The organism is Sphingobium sp. B2 (assembly GCF_007693735.1).
Lineage (GTDB): Bacteria > Pseudomonadota > Alphaproteobacteria > Sphingomonadales > Sphingomonadaceae > Sphingobium > Sphingobium xenophagum.
This window is the reverse complement of sequence record NZ_VDBZ01000001.1, coordinates 819,015-832,388: the sequence shown is the minus strand read 5'-3', so window position 1 is coordinate 832,388 and position 13,374 is coordinate 819,015. Positions and strand designations below refer to the sequence as shown.

The following is a 13,374-nucleotide window of genomic DNA, read 5'->3' as shown; positions in this document are numbered from 1 at the left end:
GTCGGAATATGTTTTCCGACCACGCTCGAAACGAACGGAAGACTGCATCAGCGCGGCGCGCCGGTGCGCTGGACCGCGCCCTTGTGCGCGCCGACGCCACCGCCGCTGCGGCGACGGCGGAAGGGCCGCTTCTCGCCACCCTCGGCATCGGTGCGATGCGCCCGGTCGGGGGTGCCGCGCTGCTGGCGCTGGCCATCCTGATATTTGCGCTGCCCTTCGGCGCGACGCGCCTGCTGCTGCGGCGTCTGGCTCGGTCCCTTCTTGGGGGCGGCAGGCTTGGGCAGGTTCCGCACCGCTTCCATGAAATTCTCCGGCAGCGGTTCGATCGCCAGCTTCACCCGCGTCGCGCGTTCGATCGCCTTGAGATAAGGCCGCTCATCGTCCGCCACGAAGCTGATCGCAACGCCTTCGGCCCCGGCGCGCGCGGTGCGGCCAATGCGGTGGACATATTGTTCGGGCACATTGGGAATTTCGAAGTTGATGACGTGGGACACGCCCGACACGTCGATGCCGCGCGCGGCGATGTCGGTCGCCACCAGCAGCTTCACCTTGCCCTGACGGAACGCCTGGAGCGCGGTGGTGCGCTGGCCCTGGCTCTTGTTGCCATGGATGGCGAACGCCTCGATCCCCGCGCCTTCCAGGAAACGCACGACGCGGTCGGCGCCATGCTTGGTGCGGGTGAAGATCAGCGCGCGGTCAATATCCTCGCTCTTCAGGATCAGGTGGAGCAGCGCCTGCTTCTCGGCCTGATTGACGAAGGTGGCGCGCTGTTGGACGCGCTCTGCGGTGGTCGATTGCGGCGCAACGCTGACCTTGACCGGATTATTGAGGAACTGGGCGGCCAGCGCCTCGATTTCCTTGGGCATCGTGGCCGAGAAGAACAGGTTCTGCCGATCGGCGGGCAGCATCTTGGCAATGCGCTTCAATGGCTGGATGAAGCCCATGTCCATCATCTGGTCCGCTTCATCGAGCACGAAGATTTCCGTGTCCTTGATGGTCAGCGCGCGCTGGTCGATCAGGTCGAGCAGACGGCCCGGCGTCGCGACGACGATGTCGACGCCCCCGGCCAGCGCCCGGATCTGCTTGCCGATGGGCACACCGCCGAACACGGTTTCGACCGACAGTCTCAAAAAGCGGCCATAGTCGCGGAAGCTCTGCGCGATCTGCGCGGCCAGTTCGCGGGTCGGGGCCAGCACCAGCATCCGGCAGCCCTTGATCGGCGTCGGCTTGGGGTTGCGGGCAAAATAATCGAGGCTGGGCAGCGCGAAGGCCGCGGTCTTGCCGGTGCCGGTCTGGGCGATGCCGCACAGATCCTTGCCGTCCAGCAGCACGGGAATCGCCTTTTGCTGGATGGGCGTGGGTGTCACATAATTTTTGGAGGCAAGCGCCTTGGTGATCGGCTCGGCCAGACCAAAATCGTTGAATTGCATTTGGAAAACTCACAAGTGGGCCTTTACGCCAACTTGCTCTGCGGACGCAGGAAGGGCGCGAGGCGGGTTACGAAACGACCCGCGTGAAAAGGGAAGCCTCAAGCTTGGCGCAGACTCTCATTGGCCGGTCCGTGATCCTATTGCGGCTGTTCCAGCCACCCAGGTTGCGGACGATCACGCTGCCAATCGCTATGGAACCATCATGGTCCCTCTGCTGCGCTGCAACGCATATGGCGAAGATGCAGGCAAATAGCAAGCGGCCGCGCGATGTAGCGCGGCCGCTTGCCCTTGGGAACGCGCCTTCGCACGCCCATGGGGTTCAGTATATGCCGCTCAACCGCCTTACAGCGCGACCTCGGCATGCTTGGACTTCATCTCCTTGGACACGTCACCGCCGAACATCATCTTGAACACGCCCGTCAGCGACAGGTCGGCCAGCCAGATTTCCGCCGTGCCAAGGTCGAAGCGCAGCATCAGCAGGTTGGGGTCGTTGCGACCGCCCTCATACCAGGCCTCAACCTGCTTGGACCAGTAGCGGTCGATCACCGCCGGGTCGGTCTCCTCGACCAGCGTGCCGTTGATGCAGGCGAACAGGCCATGATCCTTCGCCGCGAACTGGGCCATGGCGGGGCCGCCGGGGGCCAGGCGATTGTCGCGCGATGTATAGAACCAGAAGCAATGATCGGCATCGGGATCTAGCTGGGCCGTCATCGGCAGGCTATGGTCCTGACTATTGCTCAACCCCACCATGACGAAGGGGCTTTTGCTCATATCGCTCCAGAAATGTTCGCGAATATCCTTTGGCGTCGTCATTCTATCTCTCCTGCTGGGTCATTCCCAACAATCGACGGGTGCCAGCGAAGTTCCCGCAGCGCTTGATCTTGCGCCTGCAAATCGCCACATAGCGGCCATGCTGATAGAGACCGAACTGACGCCCAATCCGGCAACCATCAAATTCCTCCCCGGCCAGGCGGTCATGGGCGATGGAACGCGCGATTTCGCAACCCCTGAAGAGGCGGAGGCATCGCCCCTCGCCAACGCGCTGTTCGGGCTGGGCGATGTTACCGGGGTCTTTTTCGGCGGCAATTTCGTGTCGGTGACGATCGCGCCGGGATCGGAATGGCGGGACGTGAAGCCGGACATACTGTCGATCCTGCTCGACCATTTTTCCGCCAACATGCCGCTGTTCGCGCCGGGATCGGCCGCGGGCATAGCCGTGCCGATGGATGACGACGCCCTTGGCGACGATCCGGAAGATGCTGAAATCGTCGCGCAGATCCGCGATCTTATCGACACGCGCGTCCGCCCCGCCGTCGCCAATGATGGCGGCGACATTGTCTATCGCGGCTTCGACAAGGGCACCGTATTCCTCAAGATGCAGGGTGCCTGCGCTGGCTGCCCCTCGTCCAGCGCGACGCTGAAAAGCGGGATCGAACAACTGCTCAAACATTATGTCCCCGAAGTGACGGAAGTCCGCGCGGTCTGATCGGGTCAACCTTCCCTTTCCACCATTTGGCAAATCGCGACAGATCGACTAACCGCAAGAAGGAAGGTTGAGGGGGGTAAGGTTTGCGCCTGCTGGTGATCGACACCGCGACACAGGCTTTGTCCGTCGCGCTGCTGGAAGATGGGGCGCCCGTTGCGCGCTTCCATCAAATTGTCGGGCGCGGCCATGCCGAAGCCCTGTTGCCCGCCATTGCCGCCCTGCCCGGCGGTGGTCGCGCCGATGCCATCGCCGTTAATGTTGGCCCTGGCAGCTTTACCGGGGTTCGCATCGGCATCGCCGCTGCCCGCGCGCTGGCGCTGGCCTGGCAACTGCCACTACGCGGATATAGCGCGCCGTCGCTGATCGCGGCGCAAGCGGCGCAACTCCATGCTGGTGACGGACCGATTGCGGTCACCATCACTGGTGGCCATGGCGAACTATTCTGGCAATGCTTCACCGCCGACGGGCTGAGCGCGACCAGCCCGGTCGCCTCGACCCCCATCGCCGCCCTGGCGACGCAGCTCGACATCGACACGCTCTACGGCACCGGGGCCGAAGCATTGGTGACCGCGCGCGGCCATGGCGCCGCGGTCAATCTCTATCCCGACGCAGCGGACTATGGCCTGATCGCCGCCCAGCCCGCCCTGCCCGCAACGCCCATTTATGGCCGGGGCGCAGACGCGCAAACCATGGCGGAGCGCGCCGCGTCATGATGCCGGGTCTTGTCCTCGATACCTACGACCAGAGCGAACGCAATGCGATGGCCGATGCGATGACGGTGATGGAGGCCGCCTTCGATCCGGTTTTTGGTGAGGCATGGACATTGCCGCAACTGGCCGGCGTCATGATGATGCCCGGCACCTGGCTGACGATCGCGCGCGTGGACGCGGCGGCGCTGGGCTTCGCGCTGGTGCGATCCGTGCTCGACGAATGCGAATTGCTGCTGCTCGCGGTCGACCCCGCCTGGCGTGGACGGGGCGTTGGCGAAGCGTTGCTGCGCGACAGTTTGCGCACGGCGCGTCGCAGAGGCATTACATCCATGAACCTGGAAGTGCGCGCCAGCAACAACGCCGTGCATCTCTATGAGAAAACAGGCTTTGAATACGTGCATCGCCGCCCCGGTTACTATCGCGGCAATGATGGACAACTTTACGATGCTCTAAGTTTTCGCATCGACATGCTTGCTTGATGCCAAATGCTCTTGCGAAATTATCCGGCAAGGTTTAGCGAACACGTACCGTTCCTGAAATGAATCTCGTAGGACGGGTCGCGCAACAATAGCCTTACAGGATACAGGACAATGGAAATAGAATCCGCACAGAGCGAACTGCTCATTACTTTGACATCGGACATTGTCGCCGCGCATGTCTCCAATAACAGCGTGTCTGTATCTGACGTTGCTGCTCTGATCCAGAATGTCCACGCTGCCTTGTCGGGCCTGAGCGAACCGACTGCCGTGCCGGACGTCAAGCCCGAACCTGCGGTTTCGGTCCGTTCGTCGATCAAGCCGGACTTCATCATCTGTCTGGAAGATGGCAAGAAGCTCAAGATGCTCAAGCGCCACCTGATGACCCATTATCAGATGACGCCCGAAGACTATCGCGCCAAATGGGGCCTGCCCGCCGACTATCCGATGGTCGCCCCCAACTATGCCGAACAGCGCCGCTCGCTGGCCAAGAAAATCGGCCTGGGCACCAAGCGCCGCCGTAGCGGCAGCGCCGCAAAGTAATCCGCCCGGCTGACGGAACGGTCTTGTGTAAAGGGGCGCATGCAGCCATGTGCCCCTTTACGCGACAGGAAAAGCCGCTAGGCTTCGTCTGACTGTCCGCACCTCTAAAGCCAGCGAGACTCCATGAACCGCAAGATCGACGTCGAATCCCTGTGTCACGAAAAGGGGCTGCGCATCACCGAACAGCGCCGGGTGATCGCCCAGGTGCTGAGCGATGCGACCGACCATCCCGATGTCGAGGAATTGCACAAGCGATCCGCTGCGATCGACCCAGGCATCTCGATCGCCACCGTCTATCGCACGGTCCGCCTGTTCGAAGAGGCCGGCATTCTGGAACGCCATGATTTCGGCGATGGCCGCGCCCGTTACGAAGCTGCGCCCGAATCGCATCACGACCATCTGATCGATGTCGAAACCGGCAATGTGATCGAATTTGTCGACCCCGAACTGGAACAGTTGCAGAAGCAGATCGCGGAAAAGCTGGGCTTCCGGCTGGTCGATCATCGCATGGAATTGTACGGCGTCGCCCTCGACCGGAAGAATTGACGCGCTGCTGCCGCTTCGTCGCTGGTCGCGCATAGCCGCGCTGATTGCCAGCCTGCTGCTGTGCCTGCCTCCCCACCTGCTCTGGCGCGCCCTTCGTCGCCCGTCGCCCTGGCCGCGCCGCTTTTTGGGCGTGGCCGCGCGCGCCGTCGGCGTGCGGGTGCGGATCACGGGACAGCCGCATGGCGGCGACATGTTCCTGCTGGCCAACCATGTCAGTTGGATCGACATATTGGCCATGGGCGGCGCCACCGGCGCGGCCTTTGTCGCGCATGACGGCATTGCCCGCTGGCCGGTCGTCGGCTGGCTCGCGGCGCAGAACAACACATTGTTCGTCGCCCGTGAGCGGCGCGGCGCGCTGTCGGGCCAGATCGACGCGCTGCGCGCCGCCATGCTGGGGCATCAGCCGGTCGCGCTATTTCCCGAAGGCACGACCAGTGACGGCAGCGGACTGCTGCCGTTCAAGCCATCGCTTCTGGCCGTGCTGCTGCCCCCGCCGCGCGCGGTGCTGATTCAGCCGGTGCATATCGACTATGGCGCGGCGACATCCGCCATCGCCTGGCATGGCGACGAACCGGCGGGCGCCAACGCATGGCGCGTTTTGGGGCGCAAGGGACGGCTGGACGTGACGCTGCGCTTTCTGGCCCCGTTCGATCCCGCCGATTGCGCCGATCGCAAGGTCATAGCGGCAACGGCACGCGGGGCGATCGCGGCCAGCATCGCGCAAAATGCGTCCGATAGCGCCGCATCGCAGCATCGGCCTTCCGCTACCCCCCTGCCGCCTGTATAGCTGGGCCATGAATCGTCCCCTACCGCCCAAGACTCCAGCCACCTTCCACGTAAAATCCTTCGGCTGCCAGATGAACGTCTATGATGGCGAACGCATGGCCGAGATGCTGGGCGAGCGGGGCATGACCGCTGCTGCGGACGGGAATGACGCCGATCTGGTGATCCTCAACACATGCCACATCCGCGAAAAGGCGGTGGACAAGGTTTATTCCGACATTGGCCGGATGACGCGCGAGGATGGCAGCCGCCCGATGATCGCGGTCGCTGGCTGCGTCGCGCAGGCCGAGGGCGGCGAAATCAGCCGCCGCGCCCGGACGGTGGACATCGTCGTCGGCCCGCAGGCCTATCATCGCCTGCCCGATCTGATCGCAAAGGCGGGCCGCGGCGAAGCGGCCGTCGATACCGACATGCCGGCGGAATCGAAATTCGGCGCCCTGCCCGCCCGCGCCAAGCAGGCGCGGCCCACCGCCTTTCTGACGATCATGGAAGGGTGCGACAAATTCTGCACCTATTGCGTCGTCCCCTATACGCGCGGCGCGGAAATCAGCCGGTCATGGGACGCGATCCTGGACGAGGCGAAGGCGCTGGTGGATGGCGGGGTGAAGGAAATCACGCTGCTGGGCCAGAATGTGAACGCCTGGACCGGCAAGGATGACGAGGGCCGGGCACAGGGCATGGACGGTCTGGTCCGGGAACTGGCGAAGATCGATGCGCTCAAGCGTATCCGCTATACGACCAGCCATCCCAACGACATGAGCGACGGGCTGATCGCCGCCCATGGCGACGTCGACAAGCTGATGCCCTTCCTCCATCTGCCCGTGCAATCGGGCAACGACCGCATCCTCAAGGCGATGAACCGCAGCCATAGCGTCGAGGGCTATCTGCGCCTGATCGAGCGCGTCCGCGCAGCCCGCCCGGACATTGCCCTGTCCGGTGACTTCATCGTCGGCTTCCCCGGAGAGACCGAGGAGGAATTTGCCGACACGCTGCGCATCGTCGACGCCGTGGGCTATGCGCAATGCTATTCGTTCAAATATAGCCCCCGCCCCGGCACGCCAGCAGCCGACATGGACGGGCAAATACCCGCCGACGTCATGGACGATCGGCTCGTGCGGCTACAGGCGGCGATCAATCGCCATCAGGTCGGCTTCAACGCCGCCACGGTCGGACGCCGCACCACTATATTGCTGGAACGCGCGGGCCGCTATCCCGGTCAATTGATCGGCAAGACGCCCTGGCTGCAATCCGTTCACGTCACCGCCCCCGACCAGGCGATCGGCGATATGATAGAGGTCGACATCATCAGCGCCGGTCCCAATAGTCTGGCCGGCGAAATTGGCAGGAGGAAAGCCGCTTGAACCAAAGCCTCGTCATTCCCGCAACAGCGGGACGCCATCTCTTCGATCTACGGCTCTGGCCGATCCTAACGAGATGCATGACAGGCAAGGGAGGCTTTTGAATGGGCAAGAAACCGCATCAACCCCGCACCGACATCGCCGAACGCGCGCGGCTCGAAGTCACGTTCGAAAAGCCGCATCTGCTGGGCACCCTGTTCGGGCAATATGACCAGAATCTGGTCGCCATCGAAAATCGGCTGGGCGTCTATATCGCTGCGCGCGGCAACAAGTTGCAGATCGAGGGCGAGGCGGAAGCCGCCGCCCGCGCGCGCGACGTCATGACCGGCCTCTATAACCGCATCGTCGCCGGGCAACAGATTGACACAGGCGCAGTGGAAGCCGTGATCGCCATGTCGTCGGAACCCACGCTGGACGGCATCATCCGCCATGACGTGGCCGAACCGCCCACGGTGATGATCCGCACGCGCAAGAAAACCATCGTCCCCCGCTCCGCCACGCAGGTCACCTATATGGAGGCGATGAACCGGAACGACATCATCTTCGCGCTGGGGCCGGCAGGCACGGGCAAGACCTATCTGGCGGTGGCGCAGGCGGTCAGCCAGCTCATCACCGGCACGGTCGACAAGCTGATCCTCTCGCGCCCCGCGGTCGAGGCGGGCGAGCGGCTGGGCTTCCTGCCCGGCGACATGAAGGAGAAGGTCGACCCCTATCTCCGCCCGATCTACGACGCGCTTTACGACACGCTGCCCGCCGAACAGGTCGAGCGGCGCATCGCGAGCGGAGAGATTGAGATCGCCCCGCTGGCCTTCATGCGCGGGCGAACGCTGGCCAACGCCTTCATCGTGCTGGACGAAGCGCAGAATACCACCATCGCCCAGATGAAGATGTTCCTCACCCGCTTTGGCGAAGGCAGCCGCATGGTCATCTGCGGCGATCCCCGCCAGGTCGATCTGCCGCTACCGGGCGCTTCGGGCCTGGCGGACGCGGTCGCGCGACTGGACGGAGTGGAGGGCATCGCGATGGTGCCGTTCGGCATCGGCGATGTCGTGCGTCATCCGGTCGTCGGGCGGATCGTGCAGGCTTATGAGGGGCCGGATGCGTAAGCAAAAAAATCCGTTCGCACTGAGCGAAGTCGAAGTGCCCAACCGGGCGGAGCGAGGTGCCTTCGCTCCGCTCTGGCAAAGGCTTCGACTTCGCTCAGCCCGAACGGAGGAAAGTTCGTTCCATGATTGACGTCGCCGTCCTCCATGACACTGGCTGGCCCGATACGGACTGGGAAATGCTCGCCCAGCGCGCCGTGTCTGCGGCCATCGCCCACAGCCCCTTTGCGGCCTTCGCCACTGATGCGGCGACCTACGAAGTCGCGGTCAAGCTGACCAGCGACGAAGAAGTCCATGAACTCAACCGCGCCTATCGCGACAAGGACAAGCCGACCAACGTCCTGTCCTTCCCGATGGTGCAGGCCGACCTGCTGGAAAGCACGGCCAATACGGACGATGGCGAAATATTGCTGGGCGACATCGTGCTGGCGGAGGGGGTCTGCGCCGCCGAAGCAGCCGACCGGGGCATCTCCATCGCCGATCATGCTGCGCATTTGATTATCCACGGGACTTTTCATTTGCTTGGATATGATCATATGGACGACAATGAAGCCGAAGTCATGGAAGCGCTGGAAGTCGCGGCGCTGGCCAGTCTTGGGCTTTCGGATCCCTACGGGGATAATATTCTATCAGGGGTGTAGGACGAACTATGGCTGAGGGCAGCCCAAAGGACGGCAACGGTTCCAAGGAATCGGACAGTAGTAATGAAGGCGGTTTATGGAGCGGCATAAAGTCGCTTCTGTTCGGCGATAACGAATCCACGACGCTGCGGCAGGAACTGGAGGAAGCGCTCGACGAATATGACGAGGAGGAGCAGGACGAAGGCGCAACTGCGCCCGCCAAGGGCGACCTGTCGGCGATCGAGCGCCAGATGGTCCGCAACCTGCTTCATTTTTCCGAACATACCGTCGATGACGTCGCCGTACCGCGCGCCGACATCATCGCGATCGAGGAGAAGGCGAGTTTCGCCGATCTTGCCGCGTTGTTCGCCGAAGCGGGCCATAGCCGCATCCCGGTCTATCGCGACACGCTCGACACCATCGTCGGCATGGTCCACATCCGCGATGCTTTCGCGATCCTGGCGGGCAAATCCCCCGTCCCCGACACGCTGGCCCCGCTGATCCGCCAGCCGCTCTATGTCCCCGAAAGCATGGGTGCGCTCGACCTGCTGGCCGAAATGCGTGCCAAGCGGACCCATCTCGCCATCGTGCTGGACGAATATTCGGGCACCGAAGGGCTGCTGACGTTCGAGGATCTGGTCGAGGAAATCGTCGGCGATGTCGAGGATGAGCATGACGATGCCCCCGAAGCGATGCTGGTGCCGCTGCCCGGCGGGCTGTGGGAGGCGGATGCGCGCGCCGAACTGGACGATGTCGCCGAAGAGATTGACGAGAAGCTGGGCGACATTGACGAAGATGTCGACACGCTGGGCGGCCTCGCTTTCATCATCGCTGGCCGGGTGCCGGAACCGGGCGAGATACTCGACCATGAACAGAGCGGCTGGAAACTGGAAATATTGGCCAGCGATGGCCGCCGCGTAAGCCGCCTGCGCCTGCACCCCCCGGTGGAAGCGCTTATGGACGATGAGGATTGAGGCGCATCCGAGAACTCAAAATCCGTTCGGGCTGAGCTTGTCGAAGCCTTGTCCTTTTCTTCGGGGCACTACAGCCGTTCGACACGCTCAGGACGAACCGAACTTCAGCAGGCCCACCCCCTCTCTCACTCCGGAATGGACGCGCCAAACAGCAGCATAGGCTCGCCTGCGGGCGACAGCGCGATCTCGCCGCCTGCATTGGTCACCAACTGCCGTACCATCCATGCCGCTGCCGTGCGCGAAGCCAGTCCTTCGGCGGGCAGCGTCCCTGCCAGCGCCGCGCGCAGATCGGGGTCCAGCACGACCTTTGGCCCTTCGCCCCGCACGACAATCTCGGTCACGCCGGGCCGCTTTTCCGCGCCAATATCCAGCTGCCCGCCCCGCACCAGCGCGTCGCCGACGATCAGCGCCAGGTTCAGCAGCACCTTGACCGGCAGCTTGCCCAGCATCTGTTCCTCGACCATCCAGCCGATCTTGACCCGGCCCGTCCCCGCGAACATCCCCTCGATCGCAACCCGCGCCTCATGCGGCGGCACCGCGTCGCCAAAGCCCCCGGCCGAACCGAATGCCAGGCGGAAGAATTTGAGCTTGTTGGCGGATGTGCGGGCACTGTCGGCCAGCAGGTCCAGGCAGCGCTGACGCATGTCCGGGTCGGTTTCGTCCGCCATCAGTTCCAGCCCGTTATTCAGCGCGCCGACCGGACTCAACAGGTCGTGGCACAGGCGCGAACACAGAAGGCTGGCAAATTCGATGCTGTCGATGGGGTGGGTCATGTCAGGGTCTGCACCGCCGATTTTGTGGAAACTAAGGATGGCCTGATTGGCTAATGCGCTGCTGCGCCGGGCGATGCAACCCCGCCGCGCGCCCTTTCGCTCATACGACCTGCAACGTCGTCGGGGCGAAGCACACGCCGCCCGCGCCATCCCCCTGCGCCACCCAGAGCCGCGCCTCGCCCGCCGCGACGATCAGCCACAGGCTGCCATCCGGCGCTGCGCAGGCCGTATCGGTGGCCGATGGTACCGCCACACCGGACGGATGCGAATGATAATGACCGATGATCGGCGGCCCGCCCGCCCGCGCTGCCCGGTGCGCAGCGATCAGCGCCGCCGGGTCCAGCTCGAAATGGCGCGCGGGGTCCGGCGCGACGTTGGCAGCGGGCGCGATGGCCGCGATTCGCTCCGCCGTGCCGAACAACAGGCCGCACACCTCCGCCCGGTCCGCCGCCGCAATCGACCGAATCTGGTCCAGCAGCGTCCTTGATATTGCAATCGCCATGCCTACATCCCTACCCAATGGGTTCGGGGGTTTCCATCATCGAAGCGACAATCGCGCAGGCGCAGGACGGGATGCGGCTCGACCGGGCGCTGGCCGACCTGCTACCCGACCTGTCGCGCGAACGGTTGAAGGCGCTGATCAACGACGGCCATGTCCGCTCGACCGGCCAGCCGATCAAGATCGGCACCACCATCAAGGTCGCGACCGGCCAGTCTTTCGTCATCACCCTGCCCGCGCCCGTAGCGCTGGACAATGTGGCGCAGGATATTCCGCTCAACATCGTCCATGAGGATGCGGACCTGATCGTGGTGGACAAGCCCGCCGGGCTGGTCGTCCATCCCGCCGCGGGCAATCTGGACGGCACGCTGGTCAATGCGCTGCTGCATCATTGCCAGGGTCAGTTGTCGGGCATTGGCGGCGTCGCCCGCCCCGGCATCGTCCACCGCATAGACAAGGACACGTCCGGCCTGCTGGTCGTCGCCAAATCGGACAAGGCGCATGACGGGCTGGCGCGCCAGTTCAAGGATCACAGCATCCAGCGACTCTATGCCGCGATAGTCTATGGCCACCCCCAGCCCGCCACCGGCACGGTCGACGCCTGGCTCGGTCGTTCGGACGCTGATCGAAAGAAGATGGCGGTTCATCGCGAAGGGCGCGGCAAACATGCCGTCACCCATTATCGCACCGTGGAACGGCTACGCGACGCGGCCATGGTGGAATGTCGGCTGGAAACCGGCCGCACCCATCAGGTCCGCGTCCATATGCACCATATCGGACACCCCTTGATCGGTGATCCGGTTTACGGTAGAGAAAGAAAAGGTTTCAAATCAATACTGGAAACGCTGGGTTTCAAAAGGCAGGCATTGCACGCAAAAAGCCTGGGGTTCATACATCCGGTAACGGACGAACGGCTTATGTTCCAAAGTGCACTCCCTGCCGATATGCAGGAACTGTTAAGCCTGCTCCACGTATAGAGATGAACAAGTTTGCGACGGTGTTTGTGACGCCTCTTCTGGGTCCGACCGCGCATGAAAGGGAAAGGTGAAGCGACATGGCCAAGACGAGCAATGTCCCCGCGGTTCCGGCGCTGGGCGGTGAAGCCAGCCTCAACCGCTATCTGTCGGAAATCCGCAAATTTCCGCTTCTGACCCCTGAGCAGGAATATATGCTCGCCAAACGGTATGAGGAGCATCAGGATCCTGAGGCTGCGGCCCAGCTGGTAACCTCGCATCTGCGCCTCGTGGCGAAGATCGCGATGGGCTATCGCGGCTATGGCCTGCCGGTCAGCGAACTGATCTCCGAAGGCAATATCGGCCTGATGCAGGGCGTGAAGAAGTTTGAGGCTGACCGCGGCTTCCGCCTGGCGACCTACGCCATGTGGTGGATTCGCGCCTCGATCCAGGAATTCATCCTGCGCAGCTGGTCGCTTGTGAAAATGGGCACCACGGCATCGCAGAAGAAGCTGTTTTTCAACCTTCGCCGGATGAAGAACAATATCGAAGCGTTCGAGGATGGCGATCTGAAGCCGGAAGATGTGACCAAGATCGCGACCGATCTGGGCGTGTCCGAGCAGGATGTCGTGTCGATGAACCGCCGCATGGCGATGGGTGGCGATACGTCGCTCAACGTCCCCATGCGGGAGGATGGCGACGGCCAGTGGCAGGATTGGTTGCAGGACACCGATCCGTTGCAGGACGAGCGCGTGGCCGAGGAGCAGGAACGCACCCAGCGCCACGAAATGCTGGTCGAAGCGATGACGGACCTCAACGATCGCGAAAAGCACATCCTGGCCGAACGGCGTCTGGCCGAAGAACCCAAGACGCTGGAGGAACTGAGCCAGGTCTATGGCGTATCGCGCGAGCGCGTCCGCCAGATCGAGGTGCGCGCCTTTGAAAAGCTGCAAAAGGCGATGATGCGCATTGCCGGTGACAAGCTCAGCCACATGGCGCGCTTCGCCGCCGCCTGACGCCAGATACAGGCTAACCGGAAAAGGCTTCGAAGCGATTCGGAGCCTTTTCTGTTGCCCAGGGTCCATCGGACGGCAACTGGCGTCTTGTTGGCCCCTTGCAC

Annotated in this window: 16 protein-coding genes; 12 read left to right on the top strand and 4 right to left on the bottom strand. The window is 63.3% G+C overall.

Annotation, left to right across the window (positions count from 1 at the left end; genetic code table 11):
* Nucleotides 1-47: 47 nt before the first annotated feature.
* Together FE851_RS04160 and FE851_RS04155 are read right to left on the bottom strand one after the other, a co-directional pair.
* Entirely contained in the window at nt 48-1,430 is a 1,383-nt protein-coding gene (locus tag FE851_RS04160) for a DEAD/DEAH box helicase (RefSeq protein WP_017184201.1), read from the bottom strand.
* Nucleotides 1,431-1,772: 342 nt separating this feature from the next.
* Nucleotides 1,773-2,243 (bottom strand): pyridoxamine 5'-phosphate oxidase family protein, encoded by a 471-nt coding sequence (locus FE851_RS04155; protein ID WP_017184203.1) that lies wholly within the window; start codon nt 2,241-2,243, stop codon nt 1,773-1,775.
* A 97-nt stretch (nt 2,244-2,340) separates the two neighbouring features.
* Between FE851_RS04155 and FE851_RS04150 the strand changes: the two genes are divergently transcribed.
* The 10 genes from FE851_RS04150 (at nt 2,341) to FE851_RS04105 (ending at nt 10,029) form a co-directional block, all read left to right on the top strand.
* Nucleotides 2,341-2,916, top strand: a complete 576-nt coding sequence (locus tag FE851_RS04150; RefSeq protein ID WP_145200017.1) for a NifU family protein — start codon at nt 2,341-2,343, stop codon at nt 2,914-2,916.
* Between the two features lie 83 nt (nt 2,917-2,999).
* Nucleotides 3,000-3,629 carry a tRNA (adenosine(37)-N6)-threonylcarbamoyltransferase complex dimerization subunit type 1 TsaB gene (tsaB, locus tag FE851_RS04145; RefSeq protein WP_145200013.1) on the top strand — a complete coding sequence of 210 codons (630 nt, stop codon included), beginning with the start codon at nt 3,000-3,002 and terminating at the stop codon, nt 3,627-3,629.
* A complete protein-coding gene (rimI, locus tag FE851_RS04140) occupies nt 3,626-4,105 on the top strand; it encodes a ribosomal protein S18-alanine N-acetyltransferase (RefSeq protein ID WP_107125213.1) in 480 nt (159 codons plus the stop codon). Before tsaB ends, rimI begins: the two co-directional genes overlap by 4 nt.
* Nucleotides 4,106-4,216: 111 nt before the next feature.
* Nucleotides 4,217-4,645 (top strand): MucR family transcriptional regulator, encoded by a 429-nt coding sequence (locus FE851_RS04135; protein WP_017184207.1) that lies wholly within the window; start codon nt 4,217-4,219, stop codon nt 4,643-4,645.
* Between the two features lie 123 nt (nt 4,646-4,768).
* The gene (locus FE851_RS04130; RefSeq protein ID WP_145200010.1) at nt 4,769-5,191 is read left to right on the top strand and encodes a Fur family transcriptional regulator; all 423 of its coding nucleotides are present in this window, start codon (nt 4,769-4,771) and stop codon (nt 5,189-5,191) included.
* A gap of 4 nt (nt 5,192-5,195) precedes the next feature.
* Nucleotides 5,196-5,978 carry a lysophospholipid acyltransferase family protein gene (locus FE851_RS04125; protein ID WP_145204095.1) on the top strand — a complete coding sequence of 261 codons (783 nt, stop codon included), beginning with the start codon at nt 5,196-5,198 and terminating at the stop codon, nt 5,976-5,978.
* Nucleotides 5,979-5,985: 7 nt separating this feature from the next.
* Nucleotides 5,986-7,335 carry a tRNA (N6-isopentenyl adenosine(37)-C2)-methylthiotransferase MiaB gene (gene miaB, locus FE851_RS04120; RefSeq protein ID WP_145200007.1) on the top strand — a complete coding sequence of 450 codons (1,350 nt, stop codon included), beginning with the start codon at nt 5,986-5,988 and terminating at the stop codon, nt 7,333-7,335.
* 101 nt (nt 7,336-7,436) lie between these two features.
* Nucleotides 7,437-8,438: a PhoH family protein gene (locus tag FE851_RS04115; protein ID WP_017184211.1), complete on the top strand. Its 1,002-nt coding sequence runs from the start codon at nt 7,437-7,439 to the stop codon at nt 8,436-8,438.
* A 122-nt stretch (nt 8,439-8,560) separates the two neighbouring features.
* A complete protein-coding gene (gene ybeY / locus FE851_RS04110) occupies nt 8,561-9,076 on the top strand; it encodes an rRNA maturation RNase YbeY (RefSeq protein WP_145200003.1) in 516 nt (171 codons plus the stop codon).
* 8 nt (nt 9,077-9,084) lie between these two features.
* Nucleotides 9,085-10,029 carry a hemolysin family protein gene (locus FE851_RS04105; protein ID WP_145200000.1) on the top strand — a complete coding sequence of 315 codons (945 nt, stop codon included), beginning with the start codon at nt 9,085-9,087 and terminating at the stop codon, nt 10,027-10,029.
* Nucleotides 10,030-10,154: 125 nt separating this feature from the next.
* On the opposite strand, the gene FE851_RS04100 is transcribed toward FE851_RS04105, so the two are convergent.
* Together FE851_RS04100 and FE851_RS04095 are read right to left on the bottom strand one after the other, a co-directional pair.
* A complete protein-coding gene (locus tag FE851_RS04100; protein ID WP_017184214.1) occupies nt 10,155-10,802 on the bottom strand; it encodes a histidine phosphotransferase family protein in 648 nt (215 codons plus the stop codon).
* A gap of 100 nt (nt 10,803-10,902) precedes the next feature.
* The gene (locus tag FE851_RS04095) at nt 10,903-11,304 is read right to left on the bottom strand and encodes a Mov34/MPN/PAD-1 family protein (protein ID WP_145199997.1); all 402 of its coding nucleotides are present in this window, start codon (nt 11,302-11,304) and stop codon (nt 10,903-10,905) included.
* Nucleotides 11,305-11,321: 17 nt separating this feature from the next.
* Here FE851_RS04095 and FE851_RS04090 point away from each other — a divergent pair, with 17 nt between their 5' ends.
* A complete protein-coding gene (locus tag FE851_RS04090; protein WP_145199994.1) occupies nt 11,322-12,278 on the top strand; it encodes an RluA family pseudouridine synthase in 957 nt (318 codons plus the stop codon).
* A 77-nt stretch (nt 12,279-12,355) separates the two neighbouring features.
* Nucleotides 12,356-13,270 (top strand): RNA polymerase sigma factor RpoH, encoded by a 915-nt coding sequence (rpoH, locus tag FE851_RS04085; RefSeq protein WP_017184217.1) that lies wholly within the window; start codon nt 12,356-12,358, stop codon nt 13,268-13,270.
* Nucleotides 13,271-13,374 lie beyond the last annotated feature (104 nt).